Genomic DNA, 17,812 nt, shown 5'->3' on the forward strand with positions numbered 1-17,812 from the left:
CACGTCCGGGGCTTGGGGTGGGATGCCGGAGAAAGGGCGGGAAACGGCTACTTGTGGTGGGGGATGGGGGCGTGGTGCCCTGGGGGACTGCGGGGCAACTGGTTCTGAGGAGGTGGGTGAGTCTCATGATCACGCGAATAGTCGCTGTGGCGGCGCTGATTCCGGCCATGGTGGGCACCGCGTCCGGGGTCGCTTCGGCGCAGGCCGAACCTAAGGCGGCGACGGCGGTCGTCACCTTGACCTATGACGCCAGCCAGGCGGGGCAGTGGGCGGCGGCGATCACGCAGGGGGTGCAGAACTGGAACAGCGCGGTGCACAACGTGCGGCTGCAAGCGGCCAGTTCGGCGGGCTCGGCGAACTTCGTGTACAAGGCGACCAGCGGGTGGCCGCAGACGACGTTGGGGCCGATCGTGCCGGGAGGCAGCAGGGGGCAGGTGCAGTTGGGGCAGGAGGCGGTCAACGAGGGGTACGACGTGACCCGGATCGCCGCGCACGAGACGGGGCACATCCTCGGGCTGCTCGACCACTACAGCGGCCCGTGCTCGGAGTTGATGTCGGGGCACGGCCCCGGCACGGCGTGCCTCAACGCCAAGCCGAACGCGGCGGAGGCGGCCCAGGTCGACCGCAACTACGCGGGCCGCGCGGCGGCGGTCCGCCCCGAGCGGCAGCAGATCGTGATCGACATCTGGTCCCCCTCGGCGTCCACCGCTCAGCGCTGACCCGCCACCGGACGCGCGGTACGGGCACGGGCTCCGTACCGCGCGTCCGGCATGTCCGGCCGGGAGGCGTATCGGGTCGGGAGGCGCGTCCGGCCGGAAGGCACGTCCGGCGCCATGGCACGCGCGGCCGGAAGGTTGTAGGAGCCCATGGACCGAATCGGGCACGGTACGGCCACCGCGGGGACAAGGCGCCGTGACGGATCGGCGGCCCGCCCCAATGCGATGGCCCGCTGTCACAGCCGTGCCCTATCGTGCTCATGGTCAGCGCCGCGAGCAGGCCGGGTCCGCATCGGAACCCGCGCTCGGCGGCGCGCCCGCATCGTGCCGGAGGACGTCCGGCCCCGCACGTGTTCCTGGGGGGAACCCACTTTGCTCACCCGTCATGTGGCGGGCGGGACGGCTCTGTCCGTCCTGCTCGCGACCGCGTCCCTGCTCGGGGTCGCGGCCGAACCGGCCGCCGCCGACAGCGCGGCCACCCTGCCGATCACCTCGTACTCCGACATGGTGGTCGACGGCGCGCACCGGCGCGTCTTCATCAGCACGACCGACAACAAGGTCGTCGTCGCCGACTACAACGGCAAGACGGTCGCTCAGATCACCTCCGAGCCGGGCGCCGCCGGGCTCGTGCTGTCCGCGGACTCCTCGACGGTGTACGTGGCGCTCCCGAAGGCCGACGCGATCTCGGCGATCGACACGGCCACCCTGCGCGAGACGGCCCGCTACCCGCTCGGTGTCGCCCCGCGCCACCTGGCGATGACCAGGCACACGATCTGGTTCGGATACGCGGCGGACGGGTCCGCCGACCTCGGCTCCCTGGACCTCGACCCGGAGACCGACCCGACGACCCCGCCGACGACTCCGCCGCCGACGACCCCGCCCACGACTCCTCCGACGGACACCCCGACTCCGACCCCGACGGACCCCGAGTCGACGCCGACCCCCACCCCGACGGACACCACGGCCCCGAGCCCCAGCCCGTCGGACACACCGTCGGACACGCCGACCGACACGCCAACGGACTCACCCTCGGACCCGCCGGTCACCACCTCCCCGACCCCGGACGCCACCACCCCGGCACCCCCCGCCCCCTTCGCCGCCGACACCCCCACCCGGACCACCAACGGCGCCGTCGTCACCCTCGGCCAGGGCGGCCCCCACACCTGGAGCACCGCCCCGATGCTCGCCTCCTCGCCCGGTAACCCGGACGTGGTGGCGGCCGGGACGCCCGTCCAGAGCCCGATGGAGCTCCAGGTCTACAACGTGTCGTCGGGGCACGCCGAGCCCCAGGCGTACCGGTGGAACGCCAACAACGCGGGGAACATGCAGGACATCGCGCTGTCCGCGGACGGCAAGCAGGTGCTGGTCGCCAGCGGTGCCCCGTACTTCCAACAGGCGTACCGGACGTCCGACTTGGCCGACGACGGCCGCTACACCACCGACGCGTACCCGAACGCGGTGGCGGTCGCCCCCGACGGGACGATCGCGGCGGGCATCGACGGCGCCTACGAGCCGGACGTCTACATCTTCCGCCCGCGCTCCGACCACCGGGTCCGCACCTACGACTTCGGCGTCGTCGGAAACCCCGGCACCGCCTCCGCCCTGGTGGCGGGCGGCCTCGCGTGGGCGCCCGACAGCAGCCGCCTGTTCGCGGTCACGGCCGACGTCTACGGCCAGCACCCGACCCTGCGCGTGCTGACCGACCCCACCAAGTCGGTCACCGCCGTCACGGTCAGCGCCCCGTCGACCGCCAAGCGCGCCACGAAGATCACGGTCAGCGGCAAGCTGACCGCCACCACGGCGTTCCCCGCGGGCGCCAAGGTCACGGTGACGCGTACCGACCTCACCTCCCCCAAGGGCACGTCCCTCGGCGCCAAGTCGGTCGCGGCCAACGGCACGTTCAGCTTCACCGACACCCCGACCACCGGCGGCGGCGTCACGTACACCGCCACGTACGCGGGCGACGCCACGCACACCGCGGGCTCCGGCAAGCGCGTCGTCCAGGTCTCGCGCCTGGCCACCGCGGCGAGCGTGAAGACCAACCGCGCCACGTACGCCTACGGGTCCACCGCCACCGTCACCGGGCACCTGGGCAAGACAGGAAAGAGCCGCGTGCTCTCGATCTGGGCCCAACCGGCGGGCGGGCAGAAGAAGTTGGTCAAGTCCGCGAAGGTCAACGCGGCGGGCGACCTGAAGGTGACCTACCGGCTCAGCCGCAACACCACCTTCTGGGCCTCGTTCGCCGGTGACGCCGTCTCCGCGCCGAAGTCGGTGACCCGCTCGGTCGGCACGCAGGTCAGTGTCTCGCTGGCCGTGTCCGGCAACTACCGCAAGGGCAAGGTCGGTTCGACCTCGTACTACTGGTTCCACAAGAAGAAGTCCGCGCTGTTCACCACGCACATGACGTACGCCAACGGCCGCTCGCAGCGCCTGGACCTCCAGGTCTACTACAAGGGCCGCTGGTACTCCTCGGGCAGCGAGTACTTCCGGCTGGCGATCACCGGCACCTCGCGGGTGGGGCTCGCGGGACCGGGCGAGTCCGGCATCCGGGCCCGCGTCCGCGCGGTGTACGTCAAGGGCTCCTCGGGCGACCGCCTGAACACCACGACATCCACGGGGTGGAAGTACCTGTACTACACCAACTGACGGCGCCCGCCCGCGCCGTACGGCCGAAGGCCCCGCTCACCGGAGACGGCGAGCGGGGCCTTTTCGTCAGCGCCCCTTCGTCAGGGGGCCTCTTGATCAGCGGGCCCTTTCGTCAAGGGCTCTCGCCGAACTGGCGCGTCAGCGCTTGAAGGCGTAGTCCATCAGCTTCTTGGCGTCTGTCGCCCGCTGGTTCACCGAGCTGGACGACAGGACGGTCCCGATCACGGTGCGGTTGCCGCGGGTGGCGGCGAAGACGAGGCAGTAGCCGGCCTGCGGGCCCGAGCCCGTCTTGAGGCCGATCGCGCCGCTGTAACTGCCCAGCAGCGTATTGGTGTTGGTCCAGGTGTAGTAGCGGTAGCCGTTGCTCTTGGTGGTGGCCTTGGTCTTGATGGAGCGGGTCTTCACCACCGAGCGGAAGTCGGCGCTCTTCATGGCGGTGCTCGCGAGCTTCGTCAGGTCGCGCGGCGTCGAGTAGTTGTTCCCGTTGCCGATTCCGTCGAAGGAGTCGAAGTGGGTGTTCTTCAGGCCCAGCGCCTTGGCGGTGGAGTTCATCTGGCCGACGAACTGCTTGACCCGCGCGGCGCGCGTGGAGCCCACGCCGTACTTGTCGGCCAGCGCGTACGCCGCGTCGCAGCCGGACGGCAGCATCATCCCGTACAGGAGCTGCCGCACGGTGACCTTGTCGCCGACGATCAGGCGCGCCGAGGAGGCGTTCTTGCTGACGATGTAGTCGCTGTACGCCTTCTGGACGGTGACCTTGGCGTTCAGGTTGAGCTTCTTCTGCCGCAGCACCACCTCGAAGGTCATGATCTTCGTGGTGGAGCCGGTGGACCGCTTGGTGTCGGCGGTCTTGGTGTAGTAGGTCGTGCCCGTCGAGTTGTTCATCACGTAGCCGCCCTTGGCCACGATCGATGGCGGCGCGGGCGTCGCCGCCTGGGCCGTGGAGCCGAGCGCTCCGACGGTCAGTACGGCGCCCGCGGTGACGGCCACCACGGACGTACGACGAATGGCCTTGCTGCCGGTTATCACGTTGATTGCTCCAAATGCCCCTGCGGCGCGGTCACACGAGAGTGTGCGGCTCGAAGGTGAGACGCGCCACCCGGCCGGATGGATGTGGTGCCCGGCCGGTTCTCACCGAGTCGTTATCCACCGGAGATGTGGCGCCCGGTCCGACTCCCCTCACGGCTCCCCTCCAACTCCCGTCCCACACCCCTTGGTATCGGCCGGTCATGGGGCCGGTCCGCTCCGGCCGACGGGCCACCGGCCGCATGAGGCGAGGCCACGCCCCGGCCCGTGCGCCCGGAGCGCACCTTCTGTGCGGATTCCGTTTGTCCCCCGTACGCCTTTCCCGTGTCTGATGGTGGACGTCCGTGGGCGCTTGCGGGAATACTCCGGCGTGTCCACCGCCATCTCACTCTGCACGCTCCAGTGTTGGGTTGACAACGTTGTCGTCCCGGGGTCGTGCGTGCGTTCCGCGACTCCGGAGAGGCCACATGCCCATCAGATCCCACGCCCCGACGCCGCGCGTGACGCCACCGGGAGCCGCCCGCGGGCACCACGGCCGCCTGCGCGCCACGGTCGCGGCGCTGCTCACCGGGTCGCTCGCCTTCGCCGCGCTGGCGGGCGCCGGTACGGCCACGGCGGCACCCTCGGCCGAAGCGTCCAACACGTCGCACACGTCCGGCACGTCCGGCGCGTCGAGCGGCACCGACTACACCAAGCTCGTCGACCCCTTCGTCTCCACCGCGGGTGACGACGGCAACGACCTGCCGGGCGCCGAGGCGCCGCACAGCCTCGCCAAGGTCAACCCGCTGACCACACCGGGCCGCAACCACACCGGGTACGACTACAACGAGAGCCGCATCGCCGGGTTCACCGCGACGAATCTCGACGGCGTCGGCGGCTCGGGCGGCGGCGGTGACCTGCTGGTCGTCCCGACGTCCGTGCGCTACGACAAGCGCCCGGCGCCCAGCACGTACGCGCACCCGTACAGCCACAACGACGAGACGGCGACGCCCGGTTACTACCAGGTGGGGCTCGGGTCGGTCTCCGGGACCGCCTCGGCGGTGACGCGGGACGCCGGGACCGTCAAGGCCGAGATGACGGCGACGACGCGTACGGCCCTGGAGCGCTACAGCTTCCCGGACGGCGCCGAGCCCCAACTCGTCCTCGACCTCGCGAACAACTTCACCAGCCGCACCCGCACGACGATGAAGGCGACGACGCTCCCGAACGGGACGACCTCGATCACCGGCCTCATCGCGGGTTCGTTCAACGGCGCCTCGTACCAGCTCTATTACGCCGCCACGACCAATGTCCCGGTGACCTCGCTGAAGAGCTGGGGCAACGACGGCACGCTGGGCGACGCGACCACGCGGGACGGCTCCGACGCCGGAGCGGTCCTCGGATTCGACACGGCGAACGGGCGCGACGTCGAACTGCGCGTCACGCTCTCGCCGATCAGCGCGGAACAGGCCGTGACCGACCAGCGCAACGAGGTCGGCGGCCTCACCTTCGACCAGGCGCGCGCGCGGACGAAGGCGGAGTGGAACAGCACGCTCGGCGCGGTCGCCGTCAGCGCCTCCGCGACGTCCGACCCTGGGTCGACGCTCACCAAGGAGTTCTACACGCACCTGTACCGGATGTACGGGCTGCCGGTGAACGCCACCAGCACCAGCGGGACCTACCGCGGCGCGGACGGCGCGGTGCACACCGCGAACGGCTTCACGTACTACGACGGCTGGTCCACCTGGGACGACTTCAGGAAGTACTCGGTCGAGGCGTACATCGACCCGGCCACGTACCGGGACCTGGTGCAGTCGCTCATCGTGCTCTTCGCCGACGCGCATGCCTCGGGCAAGAGCCTCGGCAGCCTCACCCACTCGGTGCCGACCGTGCGGTGGGAGCGCTCGGCGGTGGTGATCGCCGACGCGCTGTCGAAGGGGTACAAGAACTTCGACCGGCTGGAGGAGGCGTATCCGGCGCTGCTGTCGTACTCCGGGTTCTACACGGGCGCGCAGTTGCGCCAGGGATACGTCACCGGTGATCCCGGTACGACGGTCCAACGCGGTTACGACCAGTGGGCGTTGTCCGTCATCGCGGGCGCGCTCGGCAAGGACGCGGACGCCGCCAAGCTGCGCACGCAGTCGACGATGGCGATCGACAACCTGGTGAAGTCCGGTGCCTGGACGGCCGGTGACGGCACCAAGGTCGGTCTGCTGACCCCGCGCGCGTCCGGCGGCGACTGGCAGAGCGCCGACTACGAGAAGTTCGAGGCGGCCGGTCTCTACCAGGGCACGCTCTGGCAGTACCACTGGTACGACGCCTACGACATGGGCGGCCTCATCAAAGCCATGGGCGGCGCCAAGGCCGGAAAGGCGGCCGTCGACCACATGTTCGGCGAGGACTCCGCCCTCGACAACGGCTCGACCATGCTGCACTCCAACGCGAACGAGATCGACCTCCAGGCCCCGTACCTCTTCAACTACGTCGGCGAGCCCAGCCTGACGCAGAAGTGGGTGCGCGCCATCTACACCGGCTCGACCTGGAACCGGTACATCGCCACGGGCTCCACCAACGAAGCCCCCAGCGGCGGCGGCGAGTTCACCCCGCCGGTCAAGACGCAGGTCTACAAGCTCGCCCCGAACGGCTTCCTGCCGACCATGGACAACGACGCGGGCACCATGTCGACCATGTTCGTCGCGGCGGCCCTCGGCCTGTTCCCGGTGACCGCGGGCTCCAGCCAGTTCCAGATCGGCAGCCCGTTCTTCGACTCCACGACGATCACGTACGCCAACGGCTCGCGCTTCACGGTGAAGGCCGGCGGCGTCTCGCCGATGAACTACTACGTGCAGAGCGCGACCCTCAACGGCAAGCGTTTCGGCGACACTTGGCTGGACTACTCGCAGATCATCGCCGGCGGGACCCTCGACTTCACCATGGGCGCCAAGCCCTCCCGGTGGGGCGTCGACACCAAGCCCGCGTATTCGCTGGACACCGACACCGGCCACGGCGGCACCGGAGCGGGCAGCACCGGCACCGTCATGTCCGCCCGCCCGGACACCGTCGCCACCGCCGCAGACGGCTCCGTCCACGGCAGCGTGAAGCTCACCCTGTCGGGACCGGCGTCCTTCGCCGCCCGCAGCGGTACCAGCCTCACCAAGTCCGGCGCGGCGAGCGTGACCGGCCTGCCCGGCGGCGTGACGGCCGACCTCCGCGTGACCGGCTCGCGTACGGCGACGCTGTCGCTCACCGGCACCGCGAAGGTCGACGCGCGCTACGGCATCACCTTCCGCGACGCGGCCTTCGCGCACGGCGTGCGCGCCTCCACGGTGAGCGGCACGGGCATCTCGGCGACCGACCCGCTGACCGTCTCCGCCGCCGCGGTGTACCGCGCCTCGCTCGGCGCGCTCGTCGACCAGGCGTCCCTGGTGCGCGGCGGCAACTACTCCGACGGCTCCTGGACGCTGTTCCGTTCGGCGCTGGAGCGCGCGCGGACCGTCCTCGCGGACACCGCCGCCAGGACGGGCACGCTCATGGCGGCGCAGGACGCGCTGCGTTCGGCCGCCGACGCGCTCACCATCGACGAGGGCGGCTACGCCGTACTCCAGGCCGAGGCCCCCGACCAGATGGAGGGCCCCAGCCTCGTGAAGGAGGCGTACTACTCCGACGGCGACCTCGGCGGGGTCACCGAGGGCGCCTGGGAGCGGTACAACAAGCTGGACTTCGGCGGGGTCGCCCCGCGCAGCGTCGCGGTCCGCTACGCCAACTCGCAGGCCACGAGCGCGAAGCCGAGCAGCGTGGACGTGCACGCGGGCGCCGCGGACGGTCCCGTCGTCGCCACCGTCTCCCTGCCCGGCACGGGCAGTTGGCAGACCTACACCACCGTGCGGGCGGCCGTCACCGACCCGGACGCGCTGCTGGCCGCGTCCGGTGCGACGTTCGTCTTCCACGCGCCGTCCGGCCAGCAGTGGGTGTCGAACTTCGACTGGTACCAGTTCTCGCCCGAGGCGGTCTCCTCGTCTCCCTCGACCACGCTCGCCACGCTGACGGCGGCCAACAGCACCACGACCGGCGGCGGTTCGCTGCCGCTCAGTCTCGGCAACGGCATCTTCGAGAACACCACGAACGGCGCGTGGGCCCAGTGGAAGGCCACCGACCTCAAGGACGGCGCCGACACCGTCACCGTCAGCTACGACAAGCCGCAGTCGCGCGCCGCGTCCGACTCGCACCTCGAACTGCACCTCGGCTCGAAGGACGGCGAGAAGGCCGTCGACATCCCGCTCGACTACACCGGCTCCGGCTGGGGAACCCTCGCCACCGCGACCGTCCAGCTCGACCCGGCGGTCTTCACCGGCGTCCAGGACGTGTACGCCGACTTCGTCTCCAGCACCCAGTCGTCCTCGCAGCCGTACGTGGCCAACGTCTACTCGCTGACCCTGACGCGCACCGCCGACGCCCCGGTGGGCTTCGACGCCACCGCGTTCGACTCCAACAGCGGCGGCGGCCTCAAGAGCGAGCCGGTCGGCTGGACCGGCTCCGGCTCCACCACCGACCTCGGCGGTACGTACAACGGCGCCTGGGCCGGCTACGGCGCCGTCGACTTCGGGTCCGCCCCGAAGAACACCGTCACCTTCACCTACGTCAACAACTCCGCGCGCTGCGGCACCGGTTCCGCCGTCCAGCTCTACCTGGACTCCTTCGACGTGGCCGATCCGGGGACGCCGTACGCGACCGTCCCGCTGCCGGTCACCGGAAGCGCGTGGTCGTCGGGAGGCACGACGAGCCTGACGCTGCCCACGCCGGTCACCGGCACCCACACCGTCCACCTGCGGCTGCTGACGACGCCGGACTCCTCGCACCCGTACGTCGCGAATCTGGGCCGGATCACCTTTGGCCACGTCGACACGCCCGCCGCGACGGACAAGACCGCGCTGCGCGAGGCGATCGACCGGTACGCGGGACTGTCCGGTGACGCGGCGCGCTACGACACGATCGACTTCGGCGTGTTCCGGCGTGAACTCGCCTCCGCGCAAGCTCTGTTGGCCGCCGCCGACGCGGCCCAGCTCGAAGTCGACACGCAGACCCGCAGCCTCACCCTCGCCGCCGACCAGCTGATTCCGCTGCCCCGGCTGCGACTTGAGAACCTGGTCGGCACGGCGTCGGCCCTCGACAACGCGCGCTACACGGACGCGTCGTGGAAGGCGTTCACCACCGCGTTCGCCGCGGCCAAGGCGGCCGTCGCGGACGACAAGGCGACGGACACGACGCTCACCGCGCGCTACCAGGCCCTCGACCGTGCGATGTCCGCGCTCAGGACGAAGCCCATGACCGTTCCGGCCGCGCCCGGCGCGGTGTCGGCGACCTCGTCCGGCGTGAGTGTGACCGTCGCCTGGGCCGCGCCGCAGGACACCGGCGGCTCGCCCGTCACCGGCTACCGGATCAGCCTCGGCGACGGCCACCAGGTCGAGATCCGCGACCCGAACAGCCGCGGCACGGTGTTCACCTCACTGCCCGCGGGCCGCTCGTACACCGCGCGCGTCCAGGCGCTGAACGCCGTCGGCGCCTCGCGGCAGAGCGCCGCGACCGCGCCCGTGGTGACCGGTGGCGGCAAGCCGCAGAAGCCGCACGTGACGGGGGTGACCACGGACGGCAGCCACGTCCGGGTGACCTGGCGGGCGGCCGGAGACGGCGGATTCCCGGTCATCGGCTACACCGTGACCCTCGACGACGGTTCCACCGCGCACCTTCCCGCCACGACCGGCACGGCGCTGCTCACGGTCTCGGGCAAGTCCGAGGGCAACACGGAGGGCAATTCGGCGGGCAAGTCCGAGGGCACGACGGCGGGCAAGTCCGAGGGCAATTCGGCGGCCAAGGCCAAGGCCCACTCGGCGACCGTCACCGCGGTGACGCTGGCCGGGACCTCGGACGACCCGGCCGCCGCCCAGGACGCGGCGGCCCCGGCGTACACCCCGTCCCCGTTCCCCGACGAGACGCTGAAGGCGAGCTACGCGTCGGACAAGTGGCCCGCGACCGGCGACGGTTCCGACTACTTCACCAATCTCCTCAGCGGTTTCGACCACCTCCCCTCCAGCGTCCTCGGCGCCAACTCCAAGGTCGCTAAGGGCGCGTCGCTCACCGCGGAGAACGACGAGATCGCGGTGCGCGTCAACAACGCGGCCACCCAGAAGGAGGTCGACAGGGCCGAGGTCGACGCGACGCACAGCGCCACCGTCACCCTGGCGGACGGCCTCGGGTCCCGGCTCGGCGCGATCTACAGCGACGCACTGAGCGGCGGCCAACTGCCCAAGACCAACGCCCTGTTCGGCCGGGTCACCCAGGGTCTCGACACCCACGACGCGGCCAAGGACCACTACGGCTACCTGCGCCCGTACGTCCGGCTCGGCTTCGTCGGCGACGGCGGGGACGTCTACGAGTCGCAGGACGGCTCGTACAGCGGCCTCGCGACCAGCGGCTCGTACCCGAGCGGTCACACGTACGGCGGATACGAGGCCGGGACCGTACTGGCCACGCTCCTGCCGGAGTTGGCGCCGTCGATCCTCGCCCGCACCTCGGAGTACGGCGACAACCGGGTCATCCTCGGCTTCCACTACCCGCTCGACGTCATGGGCGGGCGCATCACCGGACAGGCCACCGTGGCCCACCGGTGGGCCGACCCCGACTTCGCGCACCTGCTGACGCAGGCCCACACCGAGATCGAGAACGTGCTGCTCGCGCAGTGCGAGCAGCGGGGATACGGCGACACGCTCGCCGCCTGCGCGGGTGATTCCTACGGCGGCCTCACCACGGCGCAGGACATCGATCTCTACACGCAGCGCCTGAGCTACGGCTTCTCCCGTACGGGCAAGGCCGGTCAGCCCCTCACGGCGCCGGCCGACGCGGCGGCCCTGCTGATCACCGCGTTCCCCGACCTCACCGCCGGGCAGCGCACCCAGATCCTCCAGCAGACCGCCACCGACTCGGGCTACCCGCTCGACCTCACGGCGGACGGCGCACCGAGCTGGGAGCGGATCAATCTGGCCGCCGCGATGGCCGCGCGCGTCGTGGTCAACCACGACGGCTCGGTCACCGTCACCAACCACGCTGACGCCACGAAGGCGAGCGTCGCCGACGCGAGTGCCCTCAAGGTCGGGGGAGTCGCCGTCGACGGCTTCGACCCCGAGGTCTCCACGTATGTCGTCGACCTCCCCGCCAACGGCAAGGTCCCGGCCGTCACCGCCGTCCCGGCCCAGCCCGGCACCCGGGTCAAGGTCACTGACGGAAGCGCGGTCGTCTCCTCGACCGCGCCGCGCTCCACCACCCGCACCGTCACCCTGACCTCACCCAACGGCTCGGTGACCCGTACCTACACCGTCGCCTTCCACCGGTCCGCGCGGGGCAACGGGCACTGACCGCGCCCCGATCCGCGTAGCCCCGCGGGGCCCGACCGCATCCTGGCCGGGCCCCGCGGTGTGTTGCGGGGCTTGCGGGCGCAACACCCCTGCGCGGCCTACCGGTTCGAGGTGGCGGGACCGTCCGAGGAACGGTCCGTCGGGCGGGCCGTGGTGGGGGTCGGAGTGGGCGAGGCGGAGGCGGATTTGGAGGGCGGTCCGGTCCGCGTGGCGGCGCTCGGGGACGGGGCCTGGGCCGTGGGCCGGGTCTTCGCCGTGGCGGGGGCGTCGGTCGGCGCGGGGCGCGGCGTCGGGGTGGTGGCGGCGGGCCTGGCCGCGGGGCCGCTCGCGGGCGGCGTGCCGAGCGGGATCGCGGGCGCGCCGGGCGACTGCGGTCCCGCCATGCGCAGCGGCAGCGCGACGAGGACGGCGACGGCACCGGACAGGCCGACCCCGACGGCGATCCGGAGCAGGCGGCGGCGGGCCGCGCCCCGGCGGATCTTCTCGTACCGGCCGGGCGGCAGCCCGAGATGGTCGGGGGCGGGCCGCAGGATGACCGTCAGCGGGTCCTCGGGGTCAAAGTCCTGACCGTCGTCAGACTGTGTGATCAAGGCTTCTCCTCAAGTGGGCGCGCAGCAGTTCCCTGGCGGTGTGGAGGTCGGACATGACCGTCCCCTCCTTGCGGCCGGTGAGCAGGGCTATCTCCCGGATCGGGAGGTCGGCGTAGTAGTGCAGCAGGATCGGCACGCGCAGGCGTTCCGGCAGCGACTGCACCAGCATGCGCAGCGACGGGTCGGTCTGCTCGGCCGGCGGCCGTACCGCGGCTTCCACGGTGGCCCGGCGTACGGCCCTGCGCTCGCGCTCCAGCTTGCGCCAATGATCCCGTACGAGATTGGTCGCGGTGACGTACAGGAAGCCGCGCGGCTCGGCCACCGCCGTCCAGCGCGCCCAGAGCCGGGTGAACGCCTCCGAGGCGATCTCGTGGGCCGTCTCGTCGTCGTCGACCAGGCGGCGGCACCAGCCGGCGAGGCGCGGATAGAAGGCGGCGAACAGCTCGGACGCTGCCTTCTCGCGGGACCGTTTCAACGCTCTCCATGTCGGGGGCAGGGTGGTGCTGTCGCGGACTTCTTGCGGGTCGTGCGGGTCGTCGCCGACTCTCGCGGTCGTTTGGTTTCTTACGGTTCCTTATGGTTTCTTACGGTTCCTCGCGGCCTTGTGCGGTCGCTCCGGGGAGGGTCCCGGGCCGCCGACGTACGGGGATCGGCGGCGGCCCGGGACTCGGGGAAGGCGTCAGGAGACCGCCTTGGCCATGGTTCGTCGTGACGCGCCCGCTACGGGATCAGCGAGGCGAAGACGATGACGTTGTCGCGGTAGCCGGTGCCTTCGCGCGGGCCGCCGCACGTGATGAGCCGCAGCTCGGGACGGTTCACGTCGCCGTAGACCGCGTCCGTCGGGAAGTCCGACTTGGCGACCGTACGGACGTCGGTGACGGCGAACCGCGCCGCCTCGCCGTTCTTCAGGCGTGCCACGATCCGGTCGCCCGGGCGCAGCCGCGCGAGGTGACGGAAGACCCCGTCCCCGTACGCGCCGACCGTGACGTGGGCGAGGATCACCGAGGGGCCGGTCTGACCCGGTGTCGGTGAGCCCCGGTACCAGCCCGCGCGGTCGTGCGCCGTGATCGGCGGGACCTCCACGGTGCCGTCCGGAGCCAACCCCAGTTTCATGACCGGGGTGTTGACCCCGATGGCCGGGACCTCCAGCCGCACCGGGACCGAACGCGCCAGCGCGCGTGCCGACTTCGCGGCGGGCCGCGAAGAGGGCGGTGCGCCGGTGGGACGTTCGGTCACGGCGGTACGGCGCGAGGTGTCACCCGAGGCGTCGCCCGCTGCGTGGCCCGCGGCGTGATGGCCGCCGCAGCCGGTGAGCAGGAGGGCGGCCGTCACCGCGGTGACGAAGGCGCGCCGGGGGCCGGTGAGTCGGAAGCCCGCGGTGCGGTCGTGCGCGCTCCGGTCGCCCGCGCTCCGGTCGCTCACGTCTCGGAAGCCCGTGTCTCGGAATCCCGCGCCGCGGTCGCCCGCGCTCCGGTCGCCCGCGCGGCCGGAGGTCACGCCCCGGTCGCCCGCCGGCGGCGTACGAGGAGGACCGCCCCGCCGCCGAGCGCGAGCACCGCGGCCGCGCCTCCGCCGATCAGGCCGCCGTCGTTTCCGCCGTGCGAGGCCACCGGCGCCTCACCGGTGTTCGGCGCTCCCTTCGGCACCGCGGGGACCTGGCCCGACGTCGCCTTGGTCGGCGCGGGGGACGCGGAGGGCCGCGCGGACGAGGTGGCGTCCGAAGGCCCGGTCGACGGCGCGGCCGACTGCGTCTTCACGCTGGTCGGGGTGGGGGTCGGGGACGCCCCGTCGGCGAACGCGGGCACACCGCTCGCCAGCACGGCAGTGCACGCGAGTGCCACGGCGCTCAGAACAGTTCGGCGCATGAATCGCTCTCTTTCGTCGGCCCGCCCGCGCGGTCACGCGCGGGCTGAGGTGCGGATCGACTGAAAAGACGAGACGCGGGCGGAACGGATTGTAAAGAGCTGGCAAAGCCGCCGAACGGTGCTTCAGGCGCCCTGCCCGGCGTCGCGGTCGACCGCGCTCATGTCGCCGGTGCCGGGGACGCCGTCGGCGCGCGCGTACCGCAGGTGCACGGTGCCCTTCGGGCTGGCCACGGGCGGTGCGAGCAGGGTGACGTTCGTGGGGACCGCGCCGCCGTCGAACACCTTCTTCCCGACGCCCAGCATGATCGGGTGCACCCAGAGGTCCAGCCGGTCGAACAGCTTCTCGCGCAGCAGCGTCTGCACCAGGTTCAGGCTCCCGACCACCTTGATGTGCTCGTGCCGCTCCCGCACCTCGCGCACCGCCGCCACCAGGTCCGGCCCCAGGTGCGTCGACCCCGCCCACGACAGATCGGGCGTACCCCGCGAGGCCACGTACTTCGGCACGCTGTTGAAGAGCGTGGCGAACCCCCCGTTGTCCCCGTCCTTCTGATGCGGCCAGTACCCGGCGAAGATGTCGTACGTCCGCCGTCCGAGCAGCAGCGCGTCCGTCCCCTCGTACGCCGCGTCCACCTGCGCCCCGGCCACCTCGTCCAGCATCGGCACCTGCCACCCCCCGTACGAGAACCCCTCCGGATCCTCCTCCGGCCCCCCGGGCGCCTGCCCCACCAGGTCCAGCGTCGTGAACAGCTCGATGTGAATGAGACCCATGACGTACTCCCGATCGGTGTCTTTTCCCCGTCCAAGAGGTAGACCCCCACCACCCCCCGAACTCATCGCCCGGCGTCGGGCCGCTGTCGGCTGACCGGGTCCGGTCCGGGGGCCTTCTCTCGGCGCGGAGCCGCCCTGCCCGGGGGTGTCCGCGCGGCCCCGGGCAGGGCGGGTGGGTCGGGTCGGGTTGGGTCGGGTCAGGTGGCGGGGCAGGGGTCGGTGGAGGTGAGGAGGGCGGCGGTGCTCTGGGCGATCGTGACGTGGACGCCGGTGAGGAGGGTCAGGGAGAGGGCGGTGACGGTGATGCCCTTGCCTCCGGCGACGGTCGTCTGCTGATTGATGACGAGGGAGCCGACGAGCGGCAGGGCGATGGTGGTGTTGGGCGCGGCGTTGGCGGCGACGGTGACACCGGCGACGCGGAGGTTGGTCAGGACGGTCGAGCCGGTCGAGGAGACCGGTCCTGGCCCGGTGTCGGTGAGGGACTGCCGTGCCCGGGCCGAGGTGCCGACGAGGTCGGCGGTGATCAGGCCGCCGAGGAGATTGACGCCGGTGGTCTGGGCGTGGGCCGCGGCCGTACGGGTCCCGTCGCTGTCGACGGTCCCCGAGGCGTCGGTGGTCAGGACACCGAGGTTGCCGACGGTGCCGAGCCCGGCGCTCACCACGGAGTGGCTGTCGCTGCCGGGCAGCGGCGTGCAGGAGTGGGCGGACGGTGCCAGCGGCCCGATGTCGAGCAGCGGCGAGGTGAGCCGTACGCCGTGCGCGCGGGCGTCGAAGACGGGCGCGGTGAAGGTCACCGAGGCGCAGCCCGGCAGGTCGACGCCGACCGGGGCGGTGATCGACGAGCCGCAGATCTGGTACGTGCCACCGTCGTTGGAGGTGAGCTTGACGGTGGCGGTGCAGGACTGCTGACCGGCGGCGAGGTCACCGCTCACGGTCACCGTGCCGTCCGCCGCGTTCGCGGTGGCCGTTCCCGTACCGCAGTCGGTGGTCGCGCTGCTGCCGTCCAGCCGCAGCCCGTCCGGGAGTTGGGCGCCGAAGGACCAGCCGTTCTTGGCGGCCAGCTCACTGGTGTTGGTGACGGTGAAGGTCAGGGTGGTGGGCGCGCCCACGGGCAGGTGCGCCGGTGCGAAGCCCTGGTCGAGCTGCGGAGTGGCGTCCAGCAGACGGACGTTGTCGATCGCGCCGTCGTTGCCGTTGCCGCTGGCCTGCTCGTTGACCAGCCGGATACCGGCCGAGTCGCCGCTGAACAGCACCGAGCCGTTGCTGGCGTACGTACCCACCGAGGTGCCGCCGATCACCGAACCGGGGTTCTGGCACGGGTCGATGGGGGAGGTGAACGCGGCGCGCGCGGTGCCGCCGTCGAGCAGGTAGAAGGCGAGCAGGGGGTGGCTGGCGAAGCAGTTCTGGGCCGCCGCGTCCACCGAGAAGGTCAGGAACCGGTGGTTCGCGCTCAGCGGGATCGGCCGTACGGTCTCCAACTCGGTGCGCCCGGCGCCCGGATCGCCCGAGGTGTAGGCGGTGAGCGAGTGGTTGGTGGACGCGTTGCCGCCCGCCCACGTGCCCAGCGCGACGGCCATCTGCTTGTTCGCGTTCCAGAAGCCGCCGCAGTTGACGCCCGGCGGGGGACTCGCGGGGCCCTGCTGCGAGACGAGCAGACCGTTGCAGGAGGTCAGCCACGCCGGATCGGCGGTGTACGTCTCCGCCAGCGGCGCCGCGCCCGTGTAGTCCGGCAGCGTCGTCACCGCCGGGCCCTGACCGTTCTCGAAGTCCTCCGTGAACACGCTCGTCGGCGCGCTCGGCGTACCGGGCTGACCGGGCGTGTTCGCCTGCGCCGGGCCGCCCCCGACCAGCGATCCCGTGGCCAGCACAGTCACCCCTAACAGCGCCGTGGCCACCCGCCTGCGCCACCGCCGGTCCGCCCGGCCACTGGCCCCGCCGTTCCCTTCGCCGCGCCGTCTTCCGTCGATACCGGTATCTGCCAGGCCGAAGCCTCTCATCGACAATCTCCTTCGTACGGGCACGCCGGTGCGCCGTCCGATCGCTCGTCAACAGGCCCGCCGTGCCGACGCGTTGCGCGTCTGCGGTCACCCTCCCCGCCCCCCGCCCCTGCGCACATCGGCGCGCGCCGCCCCGCTTGATGCACACGAGGTCCCGTACGCCGCACAAGCCGGTGCGTACTGCCGCAAGCCCCCGGTCTGTGCCCGGCCGACCGATTCAGGAGGTTTGCCGAGCCGTTTCCCGGCGATCACGCGGTCCGCCGGACGGCACAGGCGGGCGCAGCACCTCCGCCAATCCGCCCGACCGGCACCGCGCGTCCCGGATACCAGCCGGCTGACCGTGCGACACGCTCGGTCAGCGCGGACCAGCGCGGCGGGACCGGGCCGCCGCCCGGCACCGGCCGACGCCGGTCGCCCCCGTGGATCGGCCTCTCCAACGCCCGGCCCCGTGTTCCGCGAGCGGTCAGTCGCCGAAGTGCTGGGGCAGGTCTCCGGCATCCCAGAGCGCGTCGAGCTTGGCGAAGAGCGATTCCAAGTCCTTCAGGAGGATGTCGCGCGCCGCTTCGGGGAGTTGGAGGAGCGGGTCATCGAAGCTCGGCCCGGCGTCGGGGCCCGTCCATCCCTTGTGGCGCCGACAGGACGCGCACCACATGTAGGTGATGCGTACGGTGCGGTGGGGTCCCACCCTCCGGTAGACGTACGTCCGCACCGCGACGGCTCCGCATGCCGGGCAGGCGCGCTCACCGGGTTCATCGACGAATCTCGGGCCGGCCAGTAGCTGCTGGACCTGCTCCGCATCGAATTCCCGCACCGCTCGCC

At 71.8% G+C, this 17,812-nt stretch carries 11 protein-coding genes; 3 read left to right on the forward strand and 8 right to left on the reverse strand.

Translation table 11 applies throughout. The annotated features are described in order from the left end of the window. The first annotated feature begins 125 nt into the window (after positions 1–125). Complete coding sequence (locus tag ACIO6U_RS13215) at positions 126–719, forward strand: snapalysin family zinc-dependent metalloprotease (RefSeq protein WP_355336457.1); 594 nt, start codon at positions 126–128, stop codon at positions 717–719. 369 nt (positions 720–1,088) lie between these two features. After that, positions 1,089–3,362: a YncE family protein gene (locus tag ACIO6U_RS13220; protein ID WP_401718351.1), complete on the forward strand. Its 2,274-nt coding sequence runs from the start codon at positions 1,089–1,091 to the stop codon at positions 3,360–3,362. Positions 3,363–3,500: 138 nt separating this feature from the next. Here the strand turns inward: ACIO6U_RS13220 and ACIO6U_RS13225 are convergent, their stop codons facing one another. Continuing rightward, positions 3,501–4,391 (reverse strand): D-alanyl-D-alanine carboxypeptidase family protein, encoded by an 891-nt coding sequence (locus ACIO6U_RS13225; RefSeq protein WP_401718354.1) that lies wholly within the window; start codon positions 4,389–4,391, stop codon positions 3,501–3,503. Between the two features lie 464 nt (positions 4,392–4,855). Between ACIO6U_RS13225 and ACIO6U_RS13230 the strand changes: the two genes are divergently transcribed. Beyond that, positions 4,856–11,773, forward strand: coding sequence for a glycoside hydrolase domain-containing protein (locus tag ACIO6U_RS13230; RefSeq protein WP_401718357.1), 6,918 nt, complete (start codon positions 4,856–4,858; stop codon positions 11,771–11,773). A gap of 98 nt (positions 11,774–11,871) precedes the next feature. Here ACIO6U_RS13230 and ACIO6U_RS13235 read toward each other — a convergent pair whose 3' ends face one another. The 7 genes from ACIO6U_RS13235 to ACIO6U_RS13265 all read right to left on the reverse strand — a co-directional run bounded on the left by ACIO6U_RS13235 (position 11,872) and on the right by ACIO6U_RS13265 (position 17,804). Next, positions 11,872–12,363, reverse strand: coding sequence for a hypothetical protein (locus tag ACIO6U_RS13235; protein WP_401718360.1), 492 nt, complete (start codon positions 12,361–12,363; stop codon positions 11,872–11,874). Beyond that, positions 12,347–12,838, reverse strand: coding sequence for a sigma-70 family RNA polymerase sigma factor (locus ACIO6U_RS13240; protein WP_391042400.1), 492 nt, complete (start codon positions 12,836–12,838; stop codon positions 12,347–12,349). Before ACIO6U_RS13240 ends, ACIO6U_RS13235 begins: the two co-directional genes overlap by 17 nt. Before the next feature lie 245 nt (positions 12,839–13,083). Beyond that, a complete protein-coding gene (locus tag ACIO6U_RS13245) occupies positions 13,084–13,695 on the reverse strand; it encodes a class F sortase (protein ID WP_401718557.1) in 612 nt (203 codons plus the stop codon). A gap of 161 nt (positions 13,696–13,856) precedes the next feature. Continuing rightward, on the reverse strand, positions 13,857–14,228 hold the full coding sequence (locus tag ACIO6U_RS13250) for a sortase-dependent protein (protein WP_355336451.1): 372 nt from the start codon (positions 14,226–14,228) through the stop codon (positions 13,857–13,859). Between the two features lie 123 nt (positions 14,229–14,351). After that, entirely contained in the window at positions 14,352–14,996 is a 645-nt protein-coding gene (locus ACIO6U_RS13255; protein WP_355336450.1) for a dihydrofolate reductase family protein, read from the reverse strand. 197 nt (positions 14,997–15,193) lie between these two features. Beyond that, the gene (locus ACIO6U_RS13260; protein ID WP_401718364.1) at positions 15,194–16,864 is read right to left on the reverse strand and encodes a choice-of-anchor P family protein; all 1,671 of its coding nucleotides are present in this window, start codon (positions 16,862–16,864) and stop codon (positions 15,194–15,196) included. A 592-nt stretch (positions 16,865–17,456) separates the two neighbouring features. Next, positions 17,457–17,804 carry a hypothetical protein gene (locus tag ACIO6U_RS13265; protein ID WP_355336448.1) on the reverse strand — a complete coding sequence of 116 codons (348 nt, stop codon included), beginning with the start codon at positions 17,802–17,804 and terminating at the stop codon, positions 17,457–17,459. Between the last annotated feature and the right edge of the window lie 8 nt (positions 17,805–17,812).

Source organism: Streptomyces sp. NPDC087422 (assembly GCF_044744145.1).
In the GTDB taxonomy this organism is placed as follows: Bacteria; Actinomycetota; Actinomycetes; order Streptomycetales; family Streptomycetaceae; genus Actinacidiphila.

Bases quoted from the DNA above. Each gene is read 5' to 3' on its own strand.
- ACIO6U_RS13230 (WP_401718357.1), top strand. From the start codon at position 4,856: ATGCCCATCAGATCCCACGCCCCGACGCCGCGCGTGACGCCACCGGGA.
- ACIO6U_RS13215 (WP_355336457.1), top strand. From the start codon at position 126: ATGATCACGCGAATAGTCGCTGTGGCGGCGCTGATTCCGGCCATGGTG.
- ACIO6U_RS13255 (WP_355336450.1), bottom strand. From the start codon at position 14,996: ATGGGTCTCATTCACATCGAGCTGTTCACGACGCTGGACCTGGTGGGG.
- ACIO6U_RS13250 (WP_355336451.1), bottom strand. From the start codon at position 14,228: ATGCGCCGAACTGTTCTGAGCGCCGTGGCACTCGCGTGCACTGCCGTG.